The sequence below is a fragment of the Rhodoferax sp. genome (genome assembly GCF_028714215.1).
GTDB lineage: Bacteria > Pseudomonadota > Gammaproteobacteria > Burkholderiales > Burkholderiaceae_C > Rhodoferax.
In genome coordinates this window covers 42,727-64,597 of record NZ_JAQTMS010000002.1, presented here as the reverse complement: position 1 = coordinate 64,597, position 21,871 = coordinate 42,727, and the positions used below count along the sequence as shown (strand labels likewise).

At 62.9% G+C, this 21,871-nt stretch carries 20 protein-coding genes and 1 pseudogene; 14 read left to right on the top strand and 7 right to left on the bottom strand.

Annotated elements, in window-relative coordinates:
- Window position 1 precedes the first annotated feature (1 nt).
- From PHS32_RS01290 to PHS32_RS01280, 3 genes are all read right to left on the bottom strand, one after another.
- Complete coding sequence (locus tag PHS32_RS01290; protein WP_301076946.1) at window positions 2-469, bottom strand: SRPBCC family protein; 468 nt, start codon at window positions 467-469, stop codon at window positions 2-4.
- A gap of 318 nt (window positions 470-787) precedes the next feature.
- Entirely contained in the window at window positions 788-1,972 is a 1,185-nt protein-coding gene (locus tag PHS32_RS01285) for a DUF1501 domain-containing protein (RefSeq protein WP_301076945.1), read from the bottom strand.
- Window positions 1,973-1,987: 15 nt separating this feature from the next.
- Window positions 1,988-3,559, bottom strand: coding sequence for a DUF1800 domain-containing protein (locus PHS32_RS01280; RefSeq protein ID WP_301076944.1), 1,572 nt, complete (start codon window positions 3,557-3,559; stop codon window positions 1,988-1,990).
- A 317-nt stretch (window positions 3,560-3,876) separates the two neighbouring features.
- Between PHS32_RS01280 and PHS32_RS01275 the strand changes: the two genes are divergently transcribed.
- The 9 genes from PHS32_RS01275 (at window position 3,877) to PHS32_RS24200 (ending at window position 11,238) form a co-directional block, all read left to right on the top strand.
- A complete protein-coding gene (locus PHS32_RS01275; RefSeq protein WP_301076943.1) occupies window positions 3,877-5,595 on the top strand; it encodes a diguanylate cyclase in 1,719 nt (572 codons plus the stop codon).
- A 157-nt stretch (window positions 5,596-5,752) separates the two neighbouring features.
- On the top strand, window positions 5,753-6,649 hold the full coding sequence (locus tag PHS32_RS01270) for an SPFH domain-containing protein (RefSeq protein ID WP_301076942.1): 897 nt from the start codon (window positions 5,753-5,755) through the stop codon (window positions 6,647-6,649).
- Between the two features lie 17 nt (window positions 6,650-6,666).
- On the top strand, window positions 6,667-6,858 hold the full coding sequence (locus PHS32_RS01265) for a hypothetical protein (RefSeq protein ID WP_301076941.1): 192 nt from the start codon (window positions 6,667-6,669) through the stop codon (window positions 6,856-6,858).
- A 166-nt stretch (window positions 6,859-7,024) separates the two neighbouring features.
- Window positions 7,025-7,888, top strand: coding sequence for an alpha/beta fold hydrolase (locus PHS32_RS01260; RefSeq protein ID WP_301076940.1), 864 nt, complete (start codon window positions 7,025-7,027; stop codon window positions 7,886-7,888).
- 47 nt (window positions 7,889-7,935) lie between these two features.
- A complete protein-coding gene (locus PHS32_RS01255; RefSeq protein ID WP_301076939.1) occupies window positions 7,936-8,520 on the top strand; it encodes a flavin reductase family protein in 585 nt (194 codons plus the stop codon).
- 372 nt (window positions 8,521-8,892) lie between these two features.
- A complete protein-coding gene (locus tag PHS32_RS01250) occupies window positions 8,893-9,243 on the top strand; it encodes a cupredoxin domain-containing protein (RefSeq protein ID WP_301076938.1) in 351 nt (116 codons plus the stop codon).
- Window positions 9,244-9,267: 24 nt separating this feature from the next.
- The gene (locus tag PHS32_RS01245; protein WP_301076937.1) at window positions 9,268-10,104 is read left to right on the top strand and encodes an FTR1 family protein; all 837 of its coding nucleotides are present in this window, start codon (window positions 9,268-9,270) and stop codon (window positions 10,102-10,104) included.
- A gap of 29 nt (window positions 10,105-10,133) precedes the next feature.
- Window positions 10,134-10,874, top strand: coding sequence for a hypothetical protein (locus PHS32_RS01240; RefSeq protein ID WP_301076936.1), 741 nt, complete (start codon window positions 10,134-10,136; stop codon window positions 10,872-10,874).
- A 127-nt stretch (window positions 10,875-11,001) separates the two neighbouring features.
- Complete coding sequence (locus PHS32_RS24200; RefSeq protein WP_366143454.1) at window positions 11,002-11,238, top strand: 4Fe-4S dicluster domain-containing protein; 237 nt, start codon at window positions 11,002-11,004, stop codon at window positions 11,236-11,238.
- On the opposite strand, the gene PHS32_RS01235 is transcribed toward PHS32_RS24200, so the two are convergent.
- Together PHS32_RS01235 and PHS32_RS01230 are read right to left on the bottom strand one after the other, a co-directional pair.
- A complete protein-coding gene (locus PHS32_RS01235) occupies window positions 11,235-11,744 on the bottom strand; it encodes a DUF3016 domain-containing protein (protein ID WP_301076935.1) in 510 nt (169 codons plus the stop codon). The genes PHS32_RS24200 and PHS32_RS01235 overlap by 4 nt on opposite strands.
- Before the next feature lie 171 nt (window positions 11,745-11,915).
- The gene (locus PHS32_RS01230; RefSeq protein ID WP_301076934.1) at window positions 11,916-14,168 is read right to left on the bottom strand and encodes a PBP1A family penicillin-binding protein; all 2,253 of its coding nucleotides are present in this window, start codon (window positions 14,166-14,168) and stop codon (window positions 11,916-11,918) included.
- 456 nt (window positions 14,169-14,624) lie between these two features.
- Between PHS32_RS01230 and PHS32_RS01225 the strand changes: the two genes are divergently transcribed.
- From PHS32_RS01225 to PHS32_RS01210, 4 genes are all read left to right on the top strand, one after another.
- A complete protein-coding gene (locus tag PHS32_RS01225) occupies window positions 14,625-15,254 on the top strand; it encodes a TetR/AcrR family transcriptional regulator (RefSeq protein WP_301076933.1) in 630 nt (209 codons plus the stop codon).
- Window positions 15,255-15,265: 11 nt separating this feature from the next.
- The gene (locus PHS32_RS01220; protein WP_301076932.1) at window positions 15,266-16,384 is read left to right on the top strand and encodes a methyltransferase; all 1,119 of its coding nucleotides are present in this window, start codon (window positions 15,266-15,268) and stop codon (window positions 16,382-16,384) included.
- 111 nt (window positions 16,385-16,495) lie between these two features.
- Entirely contained in the window at window positions 16,496-18,709 is a 2,214-nt protein-coding gene (locus tag PHS32_RS01215; protein WP_301076931.1) for a molybdopterin-dependent oxidoreductase, read from the top strand.
- On the top strand, window positions 18,706-19,416 hold the full coding sequence (locus PHS32_RS01210; protein WP_301076930.1) for a phosphatase PAP2 family protein: 711 nt from the start codon (window positions 18,706-18,708) through the stop codon (window positions 19,414-19,416). Before PHS32_RS01215 ends, PHS32_RS01210 begins: the two co-directional genes overlap by 4 nt.
- A gap of 2 nt (window positions 19,417-19,418) precedes the next feature.
- On the opposite strand, the gene PHS32_RS01205 is transcribed toward PHS32_RS01210, so the two are convergent.
- Complete coding sequence (locus PHS32_RS01205) at window positions 19,419-19,811, bottom strand: GNAT family acetyltransferase (RefSeq protein WP_301077074.1); 393 nt, start codon at window positions 19,809-19,811, stop codon at window positions 19,419-19,421.
- Window positions 19,812-19,913: 102 nt separating this feature from the next.
- A pseudogene (locus PHS32_RS01200) lies at window positions 19,914-21,089 on the bottom strand (acetylornithine transaminase); the annotation flags it as partial.
- A gap of 372 nt (window positions 21,090-21,461) precedes the next feature.
- On the opposite strand from PHS32_RS01200, the gene PHS32_RS01195 reads away from it, so the two are divergent.
- Window positions 21,462-21,836, top strand: coding sequence for a c-type cytochrome domain-containing protein (locus PHS32_RS01195; RefSeq protein WP_301076929.1), 375 nt, complete (start codon window positions 21,462-21,464; stop codon window positions 21,834-21,836).
- Window positions 21,837-21,871: the final 35 nt, after the last annotated feature.

Sequence of the window (21,871 nt, the reverse complement as noted above, 5' to 3'; positions counted from 1 at the left end):
GTTACGCGCTGACATGGCGCGCGACGTTGTCTAACTGCACTGCCCAGCCGCGGCCGTTCATGCGGAACGCTTCCAGGCGGCGCTGCGGCGCTACCTTGTCGAAACCGGATTCGACCACCGTCAGCAGCGTAGCGTTGCCGGGCGCGTCCTTCAGCGTGAAGGTCACCCGTGTCGGCTGCTCCTTGGTGTAGTCGACGCTCGGATCGATGGCATAGGGATGCCAGCGGTACGAGAGCAGTTCTGGTGCTTCGATGCGCTCGATGACCACGTCGAACCAGACGTGTTCGTGACCGCAATGGGTGATCTGTCCACGCGCGCGCTGCCCGGGTGCAAAGGTCTGGCCTTTCAGGTTGGCGCCGAACCAGGTGCCGAAGTCCTCGGCGTTCGAGAGCGCGCGCCAGACGCGCGCCCTGGGAGCATTGATGACGACGCTGCGTTCGATGCGGTCGGTGTCCGGGTTGGTATTCATGTTGTGTTCGCTCCTGGCTTCTGATTTCACTTAGCACTTGTCGCCGCGTTGATGGGGCGTGCCGCGGCCGCTCTCGGCGAATTGTTGCAGACTGCCCAGGAAATGCCGCCAGCCGTTGTTGCACAACTCGTAACATTCGAGGGTAGATCCGTGGTGAGCGCGGCATAGGTCGCGGCGGGGTTCGCCTTGACAATCAAACTCTGTTGGTAGTGGTTCATGAGAAGCCCCAATTGGGCAACAAAATGGTTGCATGTTGGAGTATGAGGCAACTCGCCCAAAAATGCAACCGATGGGTTGCCTTGGTGACTACCGGCGGCCCTAAACGAGGCCCATCTCCCGCCCCTTTGCGCCGGGGAAGATGCGATCGATTTGTCCCGCATTGAGTCCGTACAGGCGTGCAAACAGGCCCCCAAGAATGGCCCGGTATTCGTTCAGCACCGGGAAGTCGCGATTCTGAAACAGGCTGGCCGGGTCGATGCGCGTTTGTTCACCCAGGATTTTCCCGCCGCGCACCGCCCCGCCCAATAGCCAATACACGGTGCCGTGTCCATGGTCGGTGCCACGGTTGCCGTTTTCGCGCAGGGTGCGGCCGAATTCGCTGACCACGATCGTCACGGTGTCGCGCCATTCGGCCCCCATCTCGGTGGCGAACGCGGCCAGACCGCGGCCCAGCTCATCCAGGCGTCCCGCCAGGTAGCCGGTGGCGCCACCTTCTCCGACATGGGTATCCCAGCCGCCGACATCGACAAAGCCGATGCGGTACTTGTCTTTCATCAGCCTGGCGATCCGCCGCGCCTCCAGCGCGAACCCTTTGGCGCTGACCGCATTGCGGTTGGCGGCGTCCATTTCGCTGGCCATTTCCCGCATCACATCGTCGCGCACGACGAAGCCTTCGGTTACCTGCGGCGCCAGGGTCGTACCCTGGTACATGGATGCAATGAGGCGGCTTTGCCGTGCATCCAGGGATGGTTTTGCGAGGGAACGCAACGCCGTGTTCGGCACCATCAAGTCACCCTGCAATATCAGCGGCAGCTGATCGGTGAAGGACATGGCGCCGCCGTCGCCCAGCGTCGCCGCCAGCCGGTTGAGAAAGCCCGAGCGGTAATTCCGGCTGCGCTCCAGGGGCTGGCCCAGCTCGATGCTGTCCTGCGTTTCAAAATGACTGCGCGAGGTGTCCCCCGTTCCGGCAAACGGAACAAAGGCAGCCTGACCCTTGGTGAACAAGGGGTAGACGCTGTCGCGCAGCGCCGGATGCAGTCCCCAATCGCCATCCAGCGCCAGCGCTGAATTGGGCTCGGTGCCGGGCCGCGCCACGGCGATGGTGGGCCGCGCTTCGTAATAGAACGGGCTGGAGGTCGGAACCAACAGGTTGGCTGCGTCATAGCCGCCGCGCAGAAAAACCAGCAGCAAGCGCGTGTTGCTGGCCGGCGCGGCCCACAGGCTACCGGCCAGGGGAGTCAGCGCAAGTGTGGCGCAGGTTTGCAGCAGGACACGGCGATTCATGGGGAGTCCTCACCTTCAGCGGTACATCATTTCGGGCGACGACAGCAGGAAGGCATTCCATTCCTGTGGCGAGCCGGCCTGCTCCAGTGCCAGCTGCGTCGCCGGGCTCAACGTTTTCTTCAGGGATTCGAAATACACCGGGTTGGCCAGTTGCGGAAACGCCGGTCGCTCCAGCGGCTGCGGTCCGTCGGTCTTGAACAGACCGGCACTGCCTGATCCAATGACCTTGGCGATTTCGAAGCGCGTGCTCATTTGTCCGGGGCTGGCCCAGGCGGTCTCGATCATCGGATAACCGTCGGGTGTCTGTCTGCCATAGAGCGGTTCACCCATGCGGTTGAGCCAGTTCAGCATTGGTCCGGCATTCAGGATAACTCTGTCGTCATAAGCCAGGCGCACGCTGGATACGACGTAATGCATTGGGTCCTTGAACTTGTGGCCCAGCGATTGCGCGAATTCCTCTGACGTGAACAGCGTGCGCAGGGTTGCCGCAATGTCGCCATCGGTGCGCAGATAAGTCTGCGACATGCGTTCCAGCAGCGGCGCCGGCGGCGCGTCCGAGACGAAGAAGATGGCCAGTTTGTTGCTGAGGAAACGGGCCGTGGCGGGTTGCCGGCTGAGCAGGTCGATCGCCGCATCGAGTTCGGCCAGACCGCGGCCACGCACGGTCTGCCCCAGCAGTTGTTTGTCGCCGTAATCGTGTCGATTCGGATTGAACTCGAACAAGCCCTGGCGCAGATACTGGGCTTGCAAGTCGCGCCGCACCTTGGGCGTGGTTGCTCCCAGGTTGACGCCGACGCCGGTCAGGATGCGCGCCAGTTCCTGCACATCGCGCTGGCTGTAGCCGCCGTTCACGCCCAGCGTGTGCAGTTCCATCAACTCGCGGGCATAGTTTTCGTTCAGGTGGTTGACGGCATTTTGTTCGTTGTCCAGATAGCGCAGCATGGCCGGGTGATGCGCCGTGGCCGACAGCAAATCACGAAACTTGCCCAGTGCGTGAGGGCGAATCGCACGCTCCTCATAGTCGCCCAGCAGGGCGCGCAGATTGTGTTTGCCTTGGTGCACACTGAAGTGATTCAGCCAGAACCAGGTCATCTGCTCCTGCAACTGGTTGGGTGAATACAGGGCTCTGAGCAGATCCCGGGTTGCGGCTTCGCGCGCCAGCCGGTTCAGCTCCTGCTGGTAGGCCTGCTGCGCCGCTTTCTTGTCGTCATCGTTGGCAACCGCGTCGGCATTTTTGCGGCGCTGCTCCAGATCCTGGTTCAGCCAATCGAGCGGACGTTGCGTTATCGTCATCGCGTCGATCTGCGCTTGCACGGGCGGCGGCAATAGCGTCGGACCCGGATGCAACTGCTGATCGAGGTAGCGCTGGAGTCCCAGCGCATCGACCTGCCGAGTCGCAGACAAATTGACACCCCAGGTCACCCGGTTGAGGACCTTGACAACTTCGGATGGCCCCAGCAACGACGGCCTGTCTTCAGGCGTCACCCGCGCCCCTGAACCGGGGCTCGGCGCCGCGCAGCCCGCCAATAGGCCTAACAGCCCGCAGGCCAGCGGCAAAATCAACCGATGAGAGGAGAAGGCAGCCATCTGTGCTCCATGGATATAGCTACTGTCAATCGTCTGCATGGCCGGAGGCACGACGGTGGAACTGTCAGGACAAACGAACACATGACGACAGCCGGATTGCAGTGTTCACCCAGAACGCGGCCGGCCGGCTGGTCGATGACCTGGCGAGCGTCGATCTCGCGACAATTTGTAAGCGCGGTGGCTGACGTGACGATTTTGGGCGTCGTCCTGTTCAAGTGTCGGTCACGGCTTGGCAGGCCGCTCGAAAATAGATGAGGTGTTAGCATGAAGAAAGTCTGGTCCACTGCCGTTAAAGAACCAAGACCGGTTGAAATGCAATGACTCAAACCAAAGTTACGCTCAGAAGCATTATTTGTCACCCGTTGTTGAGTTGCGCCGTTGTTACGCCGGTGGCTGAGGCTGCTCGAAGAATGGCAGAGATGCAATGCAGTTCGATCCTGGTCGAGGATGAAGGGCAGTTTGTGGGCATCTGGACCGAACGCGACGCCCTCGCCATCGACCTGTCGACTCCGGGGTCCGGCCTGGCGCCGATTTCCCGGTCGATGTCGTCCCCGGTCAAAACCATCCATATCGACACCAGCCTGGGCGATGCGGCCCTGCAATTCCGGCGCGACAACGTGCGCCATTTCCTGGTGTTCGACGAAACGGGTGAGCCCAAGGGCATCGTGTCGCAGACCGACGTCGTGATCAACCAGGGCGTCGAGTATTACATCGCCTTGCGTGATGTGAAATCGGTATTCAGACGCAAGCTGCTGATTCTGCCTGGCGGCATGCTGGCGTCGAAGGCGATTCTGGAAATGGGGCAGGGTGGCTTCGATGCTGTCGTGGTTGCTGCGCCGGACGGTGGTCAGGGCATCTTTACCGAACGCGATGCGGTGCGTCTGATCGGTTCCGGCCGGTCGCCGGTGACCATCGGGGAACTGGCCACTTTCCCGCTCGTCACCATTTCCCAGAGTTCCAGCCTGTACCAGGCGCGCAAGCATTTCATCGAAAAGAATATCCGCCATCTGGGCGTCAGCGACGACGCTGGTGAGCTGCTGGGCCTGATCTCATTTACCGATATCCTGGCCAACATCGAAAGTGAATACATCCGTGAGTTGGAAGAGGCCCTGAAGGACCGCAACGAAAGGTTGGAACTTTCCAGCAAACACCTGCGCCTGGCGGCCAAGGTGTTCGAGAGCACCTACGAAGGCATCTTCGTGACCAATGCCGAACAGATTATCGAATCGGTCAATCCGGCCTTCAGCACGATCACCGGCTACGAGGCGCACCAGGTGATTGGCCGGAAGCCGTCGATCCTGTCCTCGGGTCGGCACGATAAAGCTTTCTTCGAGTCCATGTACAAGGCCTTGGCCCGGGTCGGACACTGGCAGGGGGAAATCTGGAACAGACGGCGCGACGGCGAACTCTACGCGCAATGGATTACCGTCAACGCGGTGAAGAATGATGCCGGTGAAGTGAGCAATTATGTTGCCGTTTTTTCTGACATCACGCATCGAAAAGTGGTGGAAGAGAAGTTGAATTTTCTGGCCCAGCACGACGCCCTGACCCGCCTGCCGAACCGGGTGCTGCTGGAAGACCGGCTGCTGCGCGCCATTTCCCGCGCCCGGCGCTCCAGCAAGAGACTGGCGGTGATCTTCCTGGACCTGGTTGACTTCAAGAAGGTCAACGATTCGGTTGGTCACCACGCCGGCGATCTGTTGTTGCAGATCGTGGCGCAAAAATTGTCTTCCTGCGTCCGTGCCGAGGATACCGTGGCGCGCCTGGGAGGCGACGAATTTGTCGTGCTGCTGGAAGAAATCAGTACTAACCTGAATATTTCCCTGGTTGTGGAAAAAATCCTCCATTCCCTGTCGCAGCCGGCAATGGTGGACGGCCGGCAGGTCAGCGTTGGCAGCAGCATCGGCATCGGCCTGTACCCGCAAGACGGGCAAGACGCCGGCGACTTGATCAGGAATGCCGACGCGGCCATGTACCGGGCCAAGCTGCAAGGAGTGAATACTTTTTGTTTTCACTCCGAGCCGGGGACTGTCTGACGGGTGGCGAGCCGCGCCGTCATCCGGACGGGGCTGCATCCGGGTTTTGACAGTCGCTAAAAACTATACTATAGTGATATCACTTTGATCTCAGTGACAAATTCTCTGATGGGGATCAAGGCAGTCTTCGATCATGGGATTGGAGCATCAACAGAGGATGATTATGGAAATACAGGCTTCCAATGAATACCAGGCTAAAACCGGCAACGGTTTTGCCGCCGTGGCGATCGGGATTGGCTTGATCCTGGGAGCGGCCCTGATGGTGACACGGGCACCGAGCGGGCCCACGCTGATACTGAGCGCATTGGCGCTGCTGGGCGCACTGGGGTGCCTGGCCGGCTTGTACACGCTGAACCCGAATCAGGCGGCCCTGCTGAAGCTGTTTGGCAGCTACCGGGGTACCGACCGGGCCGAAGGATTGCGCTGGTGCAATCCGTTTTGTAGCCGTAGCAAGGTCTCGACCCGAGCCTACAACTTCAACAGCGAGAAGCTCAAGGTCAATGACTTGCGCGGCAACCCGATCGAGATCGCGGCGGCGATCGTCTGGCGCGTGGAGGATACGGCGCGCTGCAGCTTTGACGTGGAAGATTTCGAGTCCTACGTGTTGACGCAGGCCGAGGCGGCGGTGCGGCACCTGGCATCCAGCTACGCCTACGACAACCTGGACGAAGTTGCGGGCGCCAGTCCGGCGGAAATCACGTTGCGCTCAGGCGGGGAGCAGGTTGGGACCGCCTTGCGGCACGAATTGCAGGACCGGTTTTCGCTCGCTGGCATTGTGGTGGTGGATGCCAAACTGACGCATCTGGCCTATGCGCCCGAAATCGCCGGTGCCATGCTGCGGCGCCAGCAGGCGCAGGCCATCATCGCGGCGCGCAGCCTGATCGTGCAGGGCGCAGTGGGCATGGTGGAATTGGCCTTGAGCGGCCTGCAGGAGCGTGGCCTGGTTGAACTCGATGACGAGCGCAAGGCGGCGATGGTGACGAATCTGCTGGTGGTGCTGTGTTCCGATCATGACGCCCAGCCGGTGGTCAACACCGGCACCTTGTACAACTGACTTGGGACCCTCCCTGCATGGCAAGCCCCGACAAGAAGTCCTTCGCCCTGCGCGTTGATCCGGTCTTGTGGACCCAGATTGAGCGGTTGGCGGCGGCGGAACTGCGCAGCGTCAATGCCCAGGTGGAATACTTGTTGCGTGAGGCAGTGCGGGCTCGGGTGGGCAGTCCGGTGTCGCTCAAGCCAGCCAAATCAAGAGGGAACGGCTGAGGGTTTTGCTTCACCGTGCCGCCGCCACCCGACTTGAAGGTGACCCAAACCATGACCTTGGTACCGAGACGGCAAACGCGCAGGCACGCATCGAGCCTTTTTCCTCAATGCGACAATGTTTCGCCGAGCCGATTTCTGGCCCCTCTTCGCCACCGGATACCTTGCCATGGCAGAACCACAAACGCTGACCATCACCGCCGCTGACCACCATAGCTTTAGCGCAAGCCTTTATCCGACGGAAGATCCGGTCGCGCCGGTGCTTATCTTCCTCTCGGCGCTTGGAACGCCAGCGCGGGTGTATGGGCGGTTGGGCCGGGAGATGGTGCAGCATGGCGTGCAAGTTTGCGCGCCCGACTGGCGCGGCATCGGCAGCAGTTCCATCCGCGCCGGCCGGGCCAGCGACTTTGGCTATCGCCATCTGATCGAGCTTGATCTGGCGGCCTTGATCGAGACCGTCAGGCAACATTTTCCCGAGTCCCCGATTTGGCTCGGCGGCCATAGCCTGGGGGGACAGTTGGCCCTGCTCGGCGCTGCCGCCAACCCTGGCCCCATCGCCGGCGTGGCCTTGATCGCCAGCGGCAGTGTGCATTGGCCTTGCTACGCGGGCAAGTTGCGTCTGGCGGTTCGCTCCCTGGTGTTTTTGTCACGGTTGGCAAGTCCAGTGTTGGGCTATTTTCCTGGCGCCCGCGTCGGCTTTGGCGGGCGCGAGGCGGCTGGCGTGATGCGGGACTGGAGCCATCTGGTGGTTACCGGCAAGTACCGGCCGACGGGATCGGACGTGGACTATGAGCACGCGCTGCGCTTGCTCAAACTGCCGGTGCTGGCGCTGACCTTTGCCGGCGATGCCTGGTCACCCGAGCCAGCCGCAAAAGCCTTGTTGAGCAAGCTGCCGGGTAAGGCTGCAGTTCATTGGCACTGGCGCAATTCGGACACTGCGGGATTGACGGTCGATCACTATTCGTGGATCAAGCAGCCGGCCCTGGTGGCTCCGGCCGTCGCGCGGTTCATCCGCCAACGGCACCCGGATTGACAGCGCCCTGATCCAGCGCATCGATTCCCATGGACAGGTTCCAAACCATGACCACTGCAACGCCCACCCATTTCACCGCCGTCCCGCTGGACAAAGCTTACCGTCTGCTGAACCACGGCCCGACCGTTCTGGTGTCATCCGCTCACATGGGCGTCAGCAACGTGATGGCGGCGGCGTGGTCGATGCCGCTGGACTTCGACCCACCCAAACTGACCGTGGTGATCGACAAATCCACGCTGACCCGTGAACTGGTCGAGGGCAGCGGCCAGTTCGCGCTGAATATTCCATCGCGTGCCCTGGCAGCCCAAACACTGGCCGTCGGCACCGACAGCGCCAGAGTGGTTCCGGACAAGCTGAAGAAACACGGCATCACCACTTTTGCCGCGCGTCAGATCGTGGCGCCACTGGTGCTGGGTTGTGTCGGCTGGCTGGAGTGCCGGGTCGTTCCCGAACCCCACAACCAGCAGACCTACGACCTGTTCATCGGCGAGGTCGCCGCCGCGTGGGCCGATGCACGGGTCTTCCATGAGGGACGCTGGCAGTTCGATCAGGCGCCTGACGATTTGCGCACCCTGCACTATGTGGCGGGCGGCCAGTTCTATGTGATTGGCGAGTCGCTGCTGGTCGGTTAAAGCGCGGGCGGTACCGGTTTGCGAGCGTGCGGACGCTAAGAGCGCTACGCCAATTTCAACTCCGAGACAAGCCTTGTAAGGCCAACGCCGAGCGGCGGCCCTGTTGACCTCCTGGTGGCTTTTGCCTGCCGGCCATGGCCTGGATCGGTTCAGCGTGCGCGACCCTGCCGCCAGGTTTCAAGCAGGTTTGGGCCTTGTGGCTGGTGCTGGGCAATTCCTGTGACCGTGGCGAAGGAGAGTGCTGCCAAACAAATATCGATCGCAATTTGACGATGCGAATGATTCTCGTTTAGAATTGACGCATGCAAACTGAAAAGTTTGTGCCCACCGAGTCGATCCTGTTCAATGCCTCTCCACAAGAAAGAACCCACGATGAAAACCTTGTCACTTCGTTCGACCAGCATGGCGATCGGTATCGCCTTGCTGGCGGCAACCATTTCGAGCACAAGTTTCGCCGCTGATCTGGATGTTTCACTGGTCATCAAAAACCACCGCTTCGAGCCCGCCGAGCTCAAGGTGCCGGCCCATCAGCGCGTGCGCTTGACCGTTCACAACCAGGACAACACTCCCGAGGAATTCGAAAGTCACTCCTTGAATCGGGAAAAAGTTGTCCCTGGCGGGTCGAAGGCCGTGCTCTTCATCGGTCCCCTAAAGCCCGGACGGTTTGAGTTTGTTGGTGAATACAACGAGGCAACGGCCAAGGGTGTTGTCATTGCCGAGTAACGGCTGGTTCAACGAAAGCCAATCATGTTTGCCACTGGTCTGATCGTCTTCCGAGAAACACTTGAAGCGGCCCTGTTCGTGGGCATTGTCGCCGCCGCCACGCGGGGCCTTGAGCGTCGCGGTCTCTGGATCGCAGGCGGCGTTCTGGCGGGCCTGACGGGCGCGCTGTTGCTGGCCGCCGGTATGGAGAAAGTCAGCGTCTGGGCCGATGGCATCGGTCAAGACCTGTTGAACGTGGGCATCATCACCCTGGCCCTGGCCATGCTCGCGTGGCACTGCGTTTGGGTTTCCACCCATGGTCGGGAAATGGCCCAAGAGGCCAGGCAAACGGGGCGGTCGGCAGCCGAGGGCACGGGTTCACTGCGGGCGCTGACTCTGGCGGTGGCGCTGGCGGTCCTGCGTGAAGGTGCAGAGACAGTTTTGTTTGTCGCCGGCTTCATGTCCGGGTCGGCGGGTAGTGGGTTGCCGATGCTGCTGGGCGCGCTGACCGGACTGGCCCTGGGCTCCCTGGCGGGGCTGCTGATTTACCTTGGTCTGGCCCGCATCAAAACGCAGCATTTGTTTTCCGTGACCAACGCATTGATTCTGGTTCTTGCTGGAAGCCTTGCCAGTCAGCTGGCTAAAACGCTGATCCAGGCCGGCTTGGTGGTGCATTGGTCGGAGCCGCTTTGGGATGGGTCGTTGGTACTCTCAAACGAGTCGTCCCTGGGCATTCTGTTGCACGCTTTGATGGGCTACGACGCCAGCCCCTCGGGCTTGCAGTTGCTGTTCTATGCGGGGGCCATTGGAATGATTTGGATGGCCAGCCTGCAAGCCAGAAATTGGCAAAAACGGGATCGCACTGATGCCGTGATGCGTTAGCTTTCAACCCAACTTTTCCAAGGAATCCAATGCGATATACAAAACTCGCAGGGGCGGCTGTTGCCTTCTGCATCTCTCTGGTGCCTGTGATGGCTTATGCCGGACCGAATGACGAAATCAGCATGCCAACGGTGGAGCCGGGCGAGCGGGAAATTGACTTCAAATGGGGTTCTCAAAAAAGCGCAGATGGTGCCCGTGGAACTGCTATTTCCCTGGGTCTTGCGTACGGAATCAGCGCGTGGTGGTCAACCGAAATCTATGCCAATTACAAACAGGAGCCAGGAGCGAGCAATTCCTTCGATGCCTGGGCGTGGGAGAACCGCTTTCAGTTAACCGAAACAGGGCGCTATCCGGTCGATGTCGGTTTCATGTTCGAGATTGAACGCCCGAAAGATCAGACCGAGGGCTACGAGCTCAGCTACGGTCCCCTGTTTCAGGCGGAGTGGGGCAGGGTCCAGGGGAACTTCAACTTGCTGATTCAAAAACATGTCAGAGGCAGCGCCGCGTTCGATACCGAGTTGCACTATCAAGGCCAGTTGAAATACCGGCAACTAGAACAGTTTGAATGGGGTGTCCAGGCCTTTGGTTCTTTAGGGCCATGGGATCACTGGAGTCCATCGGCGCAGCAAGAGCACAAATTCGGGCCTGCCCTGTTCGGCAAGATCAGGACCGGAACCGGGTCGGCCATCAAGTGGAACGCGGCGCTTCTTCGTGGGAGCAACGCTGCCACACGAACCACGATGCGGTTTCAGGCGGAGTACGAGTTCTAGCGCGAATAGCTTGACTGCACAAAATAGTGCACATCGACAAACAGGTATTCGTGACCTCGGTTGACAGCCACAGGAAGTCGTCTAGACTGAATCTGCTCACGACCTCAATTGCCCGAATGTAGCCTTTGTGACGACCGCCAAAATCCCGCTCATCGATGCCGCGCATTGCTCTGGCTGTGGGCGCTGCATTGCCGCCTGTCACCTGCGGCTGTTCGCCTTTGAACGCCAGGGATGGAGAAAAATTGCCGTGCTGCACGACGGCGACCGCTGTAGTGGCTGCGGCAAATGCGCTGCCATGTGCGCTATCGACGCGCTGGTCATGCAAGAGCGGGCGGCCCTCCCTGTGGCTTGCCTCGCCTGCTAGGGCGCCTTGACCGGAAATTTACCGTCCCGCTGCTGCTTCTTGAACCACTGTCTGAGCATTCGTTCTTCATAGCCAAAGCGGGTCGTTCCCAAACTGGGGGTGCTGGACAGAAAGTCCATGTCCTTGATGTCTTCCTGGCCTGTTACCAGGGTTTCCCGCGTGGGGCTTTTCAGGGTGTAGGTCAGAGACATCCTGGGCCAATAGATGTCCTTGACGACGCGGATGTCCTGCCACCGGGCATCGTGCATGCCGTTGACCTGGCCGGCCAGATCGAGATCGGTGACGGTGACCTCGAACAGATAGCCGTCCGGGAGCTGTTGTGCCAGATCGGCAAAGATCGATTCGAAGTCCTGGAACAATTTCGCCCGGAAATTGTCCCGCAACTCGGTGCCTTCGCGAATGTCGGTGTATTTGTCCGGCTCCTGCCATGTGACTTTGGCTTCGCCGGCGTAGGCGGCGCAGCCGATGAGCGACATTGCCAGCCAACCCAAAAGAAGCTTTTTCATGCCGAAACCTCCTGCTCCCGTTGCCACGGACCGTTTGCGCTTCTGGATGAAGCCGCTTGATTATCGGGGATGCCGTGTCATCGGGCCAATTTCAGAGACGGAACCACTTTGCCCCGAATGCTCACCCGCCGCGCAGACCCGGCCGGCAAGTCCGGCCCGCCAAACGGCTCGTCAATGGGGCTCCGCAGCAGCCGGCGCGGAAGCCGGTTGCGAGGCGGCCAGCGGCGCCAGGGTGGCCGGCGCATCTGCCGAAATCCTGGACACCCAACCGCCGTTGGCCCATTCGGCGTAGCGCCAGTCGCCATCGATTTGCTCAACGCCCGCAGGAGCGGGGCCAAGTGGCAGCTCCGGCACACCGTCCAGGGCGCGGGCCATGTAGGCGATCCAGATCGGCAGGGCCAGACCGCCGCCGGACTCCCGGTCGCCCAGACTGCGCGGGTCGTCATAGCCCATCCAGGCCACCGCCACCACGCTCGGATGAAAGCCGGCAAACCAGGCGTCCACCGCGTCGTTGGTAGTGCCGGTCTTGCCGTAAACGTCGCCGCGTTTGAGCTCGCGCTGGGCTCGCTCGGCGGTGCCGATGCGGGTGACATCGTGCAGCAGGCTGGTGGTGACAAAAACATTGCGTGCCGGCAGCGCTCGCGTCTCCTCCGTCAAGGGCGCGGCGGGCGGCGCCTCGAACAGAACCTTGCCCTGGGCGTCGGTGATGCGCTCCACCAGCACCGGGTTGACGCGCCAGCCGCCGTTGGCAAACACGGCGTAGGCCTGCGCCAGTTGCAGCGGCGTGGTGCTGCCGGCACCCAGCGCCAAGGTCAGGTTGTCGGGCTGGCGCGCCGCATCCAGGCCGAACCGTTCAATCCAGTCGCGCTCCGGGCCTATGCCTACCTGCTGCAGCAGGCGCACGCTGACCAGGTTTTTGGAGCGCGTCAAGGCTTCGCGCATGGTGATGGGGCCGTCGTAGCGGCCGTCGCTGTTCTGCGGCGACCAGCCGTTGGCGGCGGTGAACGGGGCGTCGTCGATCACGCTGGCCGGCATTACGCCATGCTCCAGCGCGGCCGAATAAAGAAACGGCTTGATGCTTGATCCCGGCTGGCGCCAGGCCTGCGTGACGTGGTTGAATTGTTGCCGCGTGAAATCGAAGCCACCAACCAGCGCTCGCACCCGGCCGCTGACCGGGTCCAGTGCAACAAAAGCACCTTGCGCTTGCGGCCACTGCGTGAAGACCCAGGCCTTGCCTTGCTGCATGACGCGCACGACGGCGCCCCGGCGCAGCGCCACTGCGGCTTTTGCGTTGGGCGCCAGCGCCGCCTTGACCCACTTGAGGCCGTTGCCCGTGATGGCCACGCGCTGCCCGGAAGCCAGTTGCAGCGTGACCTCCATGGGTGTCGAGCGCAGCACCATGCCGAGGCGCAGCAACTCGTCGTCGCGATGATCCTTCAGCACCTGCGCCGCCGCGCGCTCCACCTCGGGGCCGTCGCCGGCCGGCAGAGTCTCCCGGTCCTCCGGGCCGCGCCAGAGCCCTTTTCTATCATGTTCAAGGACCGCGTGCCGCAGTGCGTTCCAGGCGGTTTGCTGATCTTGCGCGCGCAGCGAGGTCTGCACCCGGATACCGCTGGAATAGGCTTCCGTGCCAAAGCGTTCGACGACGGCGCGGCGTGCCATCTCGGCCACATACTCGGCATGCAGCGGCACTTGCAGCGGCGAGCGGATGTTGAGCGGCTCGGCCCTTGCCGCCGCCAGTTGCCGCTCGTCGATAACGCCGGTGGCGCGCATGCGTGTCAGCACGATGTGTTGGCGCTGGATCGCGCGTTTCAGATTGGTGACCGGATTGGCGTACAGCGGGTTCTGCGGCAAGCCGGCCAGCATCGCCACTTCTGCGATGCTCAACTTGTCCAGCGGCTTGCCAAAATAAACCTGCGCCGCGGCAGCGAAACCATAGGCATGCTGGCCCAGGTAAATCTCATTCAGGTACAACTCCAGAATGCGGTCCTTGCTCAGCTGCTGCTCGATTTTCAAGGCGATCAGCATCTCCTTGATCTTGCGCTCGGCGGTCTGCCGGTTGCTCAGGAAAAAAGTCCGTGCCACCTGCTGCGTGATGGTCGATGCGCCCTGGCGCCGGCCACCCGACAGCATCGTCAGCAGCGCCCGCGCCATGCCCTTGGGATCGATGCCGCCATGTTCCCGAAAACGCGCATCCTCCACCGCGATCACGGCGTCTTGCAGCAGTTTGGGCATCTGGGCGATCGGCAGGAACTGTCGCCGCTCCAGACCGAATTGCGCAATCTCGACGCCGTCGGCGGTAAAGATCTGCAGCGACTGGTGCGGCCGGTAATTGATCACCCGGTCCAGCGGGGGCATTTCCCAGGCCGCTGCCGCGGCCGGTATGGCGGCGGCGCTCAGCAGCAGCGCCAGCGCTATCTTCAAGGCACAAAAAATTCGATACAACATGCGGGAGGAGTAATGGAGGGGGCCGGAACTTGGTCAGCGAGCATACACGCAGATCGTCGGGCCAAACCCCGTTCAGCCTTCCGGGTGGATCAGGCTGGTGGGGCACTCAGCTCCGCGGCTGTCCCCCGGCCTTCGGCCTCCGCCTTCATGCCGCTGCGCTGAGCGCCCCTCCAGCCTGATCTTGCAAGCGGGGTTGGTGTGCGACCGGCGAAAACCACCGACGCTCGCCACCGCGGCGCCCTCGACCCACACACGCCTGGGCCTCGTTCTTGACTTGCGAAAGCAAGCTGCATCAGGCAGGCTTGGCTGGAACGGTGTCGTGAAGTTCGGAACACTCAACAATCAAAACGCCCCATTTGATTGACGAAACTTCGAACTGCCAGGCGCGTTAGCTGCTAAGGTTGGCCTACCCCTTTGAAAGCGGCAAGACCCATGACCGACAACCCCGATGCTCCTGATGCGATTGACCCCTCCGTGCGCCAGCGGCTGCTCGATGCGGCGCGCGCGAGTTTTCTGGCCGACGACTACCACAAGGTCTCGACGCGCCTGATCGCCGACCGGGCCGACGCCAATGTCTCCATGATCCGCTACTACTTCGGCAACAAGGAGGGCTTGTACGAGGAGATGATCCGCGAGACCCTGGCTCCGCTGCTCAAGGTGCTGGACGGGCAGATGCTGAGTTCCGTGGCCGGCTTCAAGGACTTCCTGCGGCTGTACTACGACACCATGTCGCAGCAGCCCGAGTTTCCCAAACTGATCCTGAAAGTGCTGGCCCTGAACCAAGGCCCCGGGCGGCGCTTTATCCAGCAACTGCTGGAACGCGGGCGCAGCCGCGCAGCGCAAAAAGTACAAGACCTCAAGGCCACAGGGCAGGCTGCTGGGGCACTGGACCCGGACATAGTGCGCCTGGCGTTTGTCAGTCTGGCCATGATGCCCATGTTGCTGAAAGACATTTTTGAAGAGCAGATGGGCAAGCCCATGGACGCCGCCTTTCTCGAACGCCTGGCGGCCTTCAACGGCCACCTTTTTGCTTCCGGCCTGGCGCCGGGCAGTCTTTCTTAGCAGGAGCCCCCATGTCATTCCAGAAAAACGCCGGCGCGGTGCGCCGCTTCGCGAAACTGATGAAGTTCGCGGCATGGCTGCAAAACCTTCCCAACAAGCTGACGCTGGCGCCGTTTCGGCTGATGCAGATCGGCTCGGCCTTCTGGCAGTCGCGCGCGCTCTACGTGGCGGCCCGGTTGGACCTTGCCACCGTCCTGGGCGAGCAGAGCCTGACGGCGCAGGCTCTTGCGGCGCGGGTTTCGGCCCAGCCGGACGGCGTCTTCCGGCTGCTGCGTATGCTGGCGGCGCTGGGCGTATTCGAAGAAGTGTCGCCCCGGGTCTTCCGGAACAACACCCTGTCGGCCTGTTTTCGGCAAGACCGGCCCAACAATGTGCGCGCCATGATCCTGATGCACAACTCGCCCGAGATGAGCGTGCCCTGGTTTGAGGCTCTGGAGCAGGGCGTGCGCGCCGGCAGCGTTCCGTTCCAGACGGCCCACGGCAGCGAGCTGTATGCCTACATGGAGGATCACGCCGAATTCGACGCCTTGTTTGCGACGGCGATGGACAGCGTGGAGGCCTTGACCGGCGATCGCTTCGCCACCGATTTCGACTGGGGTCGCTTTGATCGCGTGATCGATGTCGGCGGCTCCAAGGGCAGCAAGTCGGTCGCCATCCTGAAGCGCCACCCGGCTCTCCAAGCCCTGGTGTTCGACCGGGCGCAGGTGGTGGCAACGGCGCCGGCCTATTGGCGCAACCGGGAAGCGCCCGCCTTGCTGGCTCGCCTGTCGTTCGAGGCTGGCGACTTGCTCAGCTCCATTCCGACAGCGAAAGGCGACAAGGACATCTACCTGCTGTGCGTCGTCCTGCATGGCATGGACGACGCGAGTTGCGTCCAGGCGCTACGGAATCTTGCCCGCGCCATTGGCACAACCGGTGCCCGCATCGCCCTGCTGGAACTGGTGGTGCCGGAAGTGAAAGCCGATCTGGCCAGCGCCTCCTTCGACCTACAGATGTTCATGGGAACCCGCGGCAGGGAAAGAACGCTGGTGGAGTGGCAAAGTCTTTTCGAACGCTCCGGCCTTTTGCTGGAAGAGCAGGTGGGACTGCAATCGATGGGCAATATCCTGCTGCTCAAGGTGAGGGACTAAAGCCAAGTCAGGGGGCGGCGAGCCCGCCTCCCTGCCTGTCACTCGCGTTCTGGACAGGCCCTGGGCGGATATGCGTAAATCGCGCCTGTTTTCATTTTTTCCAGGACCACCATGTCGGACACCCTCCACTACCGTGTTTGCCCCTTGTGCGAAGCCTGCTGCGGCCTTGAGATCAAGGTCAGGGATGGCCAGCCGATCAGCATCCGCGGCCATGCCGCAGACGTGTTAAGCGCGGGCTACCTGTGCCCCAAGGGCGTGGCACTGAAAGATTTGCACGAGGACCCGGACCGGCTGCGCACCCCGCTGATCAAACGCGACGGAGTGCACCAGAGCGCCACCTGGGACGAGGCGTTTGCCGAGATCGAACAGCGCCTGCCGCCGCTCATGGCAGCGCATGGGCGCAACGCCACCGTCGTGCTGGTGGGCAACCCTTCGGCGCACAAGATCGGGCTGCTGAGCTACTTCCCCAAGCTGGTGCGCGCGCTGGGCACGCAAAACGTTTTTTCGGCCTCGACGCTGGACCAGATGCCCAAGCAGCTGGCCAGCGGCAGGCTGTTCGGCCATTGGCTGTCGATCGCGCTACCCGACATAGACCGCACGGATCTGCTGCTGGTCATAGGCGCCAACCCGCTGGCCAGCAACGGCAGTATGTGGACCGTGCCGGACTTCAAGGGCAAGGCCAAGGCGATGCAGGCGCGCGGCGGCAAGCTGATCGTCATCGACCCGCGCCGCACAGAGACGGCGGCCGTCGCCGATGCGCACCATTTCATCCGGCCCGGTGCCGATGTGTTTCTGCTGGCGGCCATGGTGCATACCTTGTTTGCCGAAGACCTGGTGCGCCTGGGGGTCGTTGAAAACTGGGTCAATGGCGTCGACGAGGTGCGCGCCGCGGTGGCGCCGTTCAGCCCCGACGCGGTGGCGCTGCGCTGCGGCTTGTCAGCGCCGACCATCCGCAGCCTGGCCCGTGAACTGGCCGGCGCCGAGCGCGCCGCCGTCTATGCGCGCATCGGCACCTGCACCCAGGAGTACGGCACGCTGGCGAGCTGGCTGGTGGATGTGCTCAACGTGCTGACCGGTCACCTGGATATGCCGGGCGGCGCCATGTTCGCCAAGGCTGCGGCTTTTGCCGCCAACACCATGGGCCGGCCGGGCGTCGGCAAAGGCATCGCCACCGGGCGCCATCAGGCCCGGGTCAGCGGCGCCCCCGAGGTGTTTGGCGAACTGCCCATCACCTGCCTGGCCGAGGAAATCGAAACCGCCGGCGCGGGCCAGGTGCGCGCCCTGATCACGGTCGCCGGCAACCCGGTGCTCTCCAGTCCCGACGGGCCGCGGCTGGCGCAAGCGCTGGATAGCCTGGACTTCATGGTCAGTCTGGACATCTACCTGAACGAAACCACGCGCCATGCGGACGTCATCCTGCCCGGTCTGTCGCCGCTGGAGGAGATGCATTTCGACATGGCTTTTCCGCAGCTGTCGTGGCGCAACCAGGCGCGCTACAGCCCGCCCGTGCTGCTGCGCCCGGCCGGTCAACCGGAGGAATGGCAGACCCTGCTCAAACTGGCGGCCATCGTGCAGGGCAAGGGCGCGCAAGTGGATGCCGATGCGCTGGACGATGCGCAGTTTGCAGAAGATGCGCAACGCCTGTTTGGCGCCCAGGCCGACGCCGTGCTGCGCGCCACCCAGGGCTTGCGCGGGCCGCAGCGCGGCATCGATGTGGCGCTGCGCAGCGGCCCCTATGGCGACCGCTTTGGTTTACAGCCGGACGGTTTGAACCTGGCCAAAGTGATGGCGTCGAATGCCAGCGGCGGCATCGACCTGGGCCCGTTGCAACCGCGCATTCCCGAGCTGCTGCGTACCGCCAGCGGCAAGATCGAGCTGGCACCGGCGTCGTTCATCGCCGACCTGCAACGCCCCATCGCCGATCTGCAACGCCCGGCACCCGAGCTGGTGGTCATAGGCCGGCGTGACGTGCGCAGCAACAACAGCTGGATGCACAACCTGCCGCTGCTGGCCAAGGGGCCTATGCGCTGTACCGCGCTGGTGCACCCGATCGACGCGGCGCGCCTGCAGCTGACGGACGGCGCGCTGGCGACCCTTGAAAACGGAGCGCGCCAGGTGCAGGCCCAGGTCCAGATCAGCGACCAGATGATGCCCGGCGTGGTGAGCCTGCCGCACGGCTGGGGCCACCATCTGCCGGGCGCCCGACTGACGCTGGCGGCACAGCGTCCCGGCGTCAACCTGAATGCCTTGCTGGACGACCAGTTGCGCGACCCCTTGTCCGGCAACGCGGTGCTGGGCGGCGTGGCGATTACCATGCGGCCATGACTTCCATTTCTCCATCCCATGGCGACCGCGCCGTCGCTCCCTCTGCGTCCCGGTCGGCCGGGTACAAAGCGCTGCTCAGGCCCCTGTTGTTTGTGTTTGTTGCGGCCGCCCTGGCCTTGGCTTTTGCACTGCTTGGCAGCGAGGTCGGGGAAGGCGAGACGCGCACTTTCGACCTGCAGATGCTGCAGCTCGCGCAAGCGCTGCGCGCCGCCTATCCCGGACTGGCGGAAGTGATGCGCGACCTGAGCGGCCTGGGCAGCACGGTGGTGCTGACGCTGTTCACGCTCGCCACCGTGGGCTATTTGCTGCTGGTCTCGAAAAAGACCACTGCCTTGCTGGTGGCGGCATCGGCGCTGTCCGGCACAGTGCTGGTCAGCGTCTTCAAGGCGCTCTTTGGCCGCCTGCGCCCGGACGCCGCCTACGCCGCGCTGACGGCCTCCGGCCTGAGCTTTCCCAGCGGCCATGCCAGCATGTCGGCGCTCGTGTTCCTCACCCTGGGCACCGTGATTGCAAGCAGCCGCAGCCGCCTGAGCGAGCGCGCCTACATTCTGCTGACCGCCATCCTCATGACGCTGCTAGTGGGACTGAGCCGCATCCTGTTGGGTGTGCACTACGCCACCGATGTTTTCGGTGGCTGGGCCTTCGGCTCGGCCTGGGCCATGGCGTGGCTGGTGTTGGCCCGTCACCTGGGCCGCTCACAAGACTGACCTCAGCCGCCGTGGCCGTTCTGCGCCAGCAGCTTGCCCATGCTGATGCGCGGCTCGACGGCATAGCCCAGGGGCGCATAGAAAGCCGCAACCGCTTGATTGCCGGCCAGAATCTGGAGATTGACCTTGACGCAACCCCGGGCCGCCAGGGCGCGTTCGGCATGTGTGACCAAGGCAGCGCCCAGGCCTTGCTGGCGATGGGACGGGTGCACCGCGACCGAGTAGAGCCAGCCCCGGTGCCCGTCGTAGCCGGCCATGATGGTGCCCACCACGCTGTCGCCAGCCAGCGCCACGAAGAACAGGCGGTCCGCCAGCGCCAGCTTCTTGTCGATCGTCAGCGCCGGCGCGTTGTGGGGCGCTTCATAACCGAACACCGCTTGCCACAGCGCGATCACCTGGGACCGGTGCAGGGCGTCCTGGTACAGCGAAAGCGCCGGCTGCCCGGTTTGGGATGCAGCGCTGGTGCCGAGCGGTGCCGCGCCCTCTTCGTGGCGCAGTGCGGCCAATACCTGGCGTAGCAGCGCCAGCCCCTCGCGCACTTCAGCAGGTGTGCTGTTGAGCGCCGGCATGAAGCGCAGGCTGTTGGGGCGCGGGGCGTTCAGCAGCAGACCCTGCGCGCGGGCCAGGGTGACCACTTGCGCCGCTAGGTCGCGCCCCAGTTCCAGCGCCAGCAGCCAGCCGTGGCCCCGAACTTCACCCAACTGGAACTCTTGCGCCAACTCGCTCAAACCGTCCGCCAGCTGGGCGCCGACGGCACGGCTGGCTTCGAGGAAGCCATCCGTCAGCAGGCTGCGCATGACGGCTACGCCGGCCGCGCACATCAGCGGGTTGCCGCAAAAAGTGCCGCCCTGGTCGCCCGGCTCGAAACAGCAGCAGGCCTTTTTGGCCAGCAGCGCCGAGAGCGGGGCGCCGCCGCCCAGGCCTTTGCCCAGGGTCATGATGTCGGGCTCGACCCCGTAGCGCTGGTAGGCGAACAGCGTTCCGGTGCGGCCGCAGCCGGTCTGCACTTCGTCAGCGATCAGCAGCAACTGGTGGCGGTCGCACAGTTCCCGCAGCCCGCGCAGGAATTCGATGTCGGCCGGAATCACGCCGGCTTCGCCCTGGGTCGGCTCCAGCATGATGGCCACCGTGGCCGGACCGATGAGGGCACGCACCGAGTCCAGATCGTTGAAGCGGGCTTTGCGAAAACCCGGCACTTGCGGGGCAAAAAGACTATCCCAGCCGGCCTTGCCGCTGGCCGACATGGTGGCCAGGGTGCGGCCGTGAAAACCATTGTTGAAGGTGATGATCTCGAAGGCGCCGCTCTTGTGCAACTGGCCCCATTTGCGCGCCAGCTTGATGGCGCCCTCGTTGGCCTCGGCCCCCGAGCTGGCGAAAAAGACCTGGTCGAAGCAACTGTTGCGGGTCAGCAGTTGGGCCAGTTCGAGGGCCGGCTCGTTGTAGAACGCCGGACTGGGATTGATCAGCGTGCTGGCCTGGGTCGACAGGGCCTGCGCCAGCGCGGCCGGCGCGTGCCCCAGGCAATTCACCGCCCAGCCCTGCACCCAGTCCAGATAGCGTCGGCCCTGGCGGTCGTAGAGATAGGCGCCGGCGCCGCGAACGAAGACAAGGTCCGGACGCTGGGTGACGGGCATCAGGCTGTGAGGGGCTGGGGCTGGGGCCGGGGTTGCCATGGGCATGCAAATTCTCCTGGGTTGAGGTACAAAAACAAAAAGGCCACGGGGTGAGCCGTGGCCTTGTCGGGAAATCCAATGTGCGAGAGATCAGGTCATCAGCATCTCATCCATCGCTATCGATCTTCCGGCAACGCGGCACGGCCCGCCTGACTGGCGTCGGGCAGAAGCATTGCGTCGGAAAAATCGGTAGGAGTGAAGCACGGGCTCGATACTAAAGTCGGTTCGGCCGGCCGTCAACCGTTGCGCCATCGTGTAGGCTGCGTACAACATGGGCCCGGCCTTACTCGGTACCCAAGGATCAGCCCCTAAATTCTCTTTCCTTCATCGGCGCCAGCGCTTAAGATACCGGCGCGACCTGGAGGAAGTGAAATGTGCAAGAAACTGATACTTGGCACTGCCGCGGTAATCGGGGCGGCGCTGCTGACGGCGTGTTCGGTCAGGAATGTGAGCTACAGCAAGGACGTGCAACCGATTCTCAGCAAGAACTGTTCCGAATGTCATGTGCCAGGCAAGCCCGGCCAGGAAGCCAGCGGACTCGATACCTCCAGCTACCAGTCGCTCATGAAGGGCGGCAAATTCGGCCCGCTGATCAAGCCTGGAGACGCCTTCACCAGTACCTTGAACATGCTGGTGGAGGGGCGCGCGCATTCCGCCATCCGCATGCCCCACGGCAAGGAAAAACTGGCCGACAAGGATATCGAAACGCTCAAGGTCTGGGTCAACGAAGGCGCCAAGAACAACTGAGCGCAGCCGGGTCAGGCGCTGCGGATTGCGGGCTC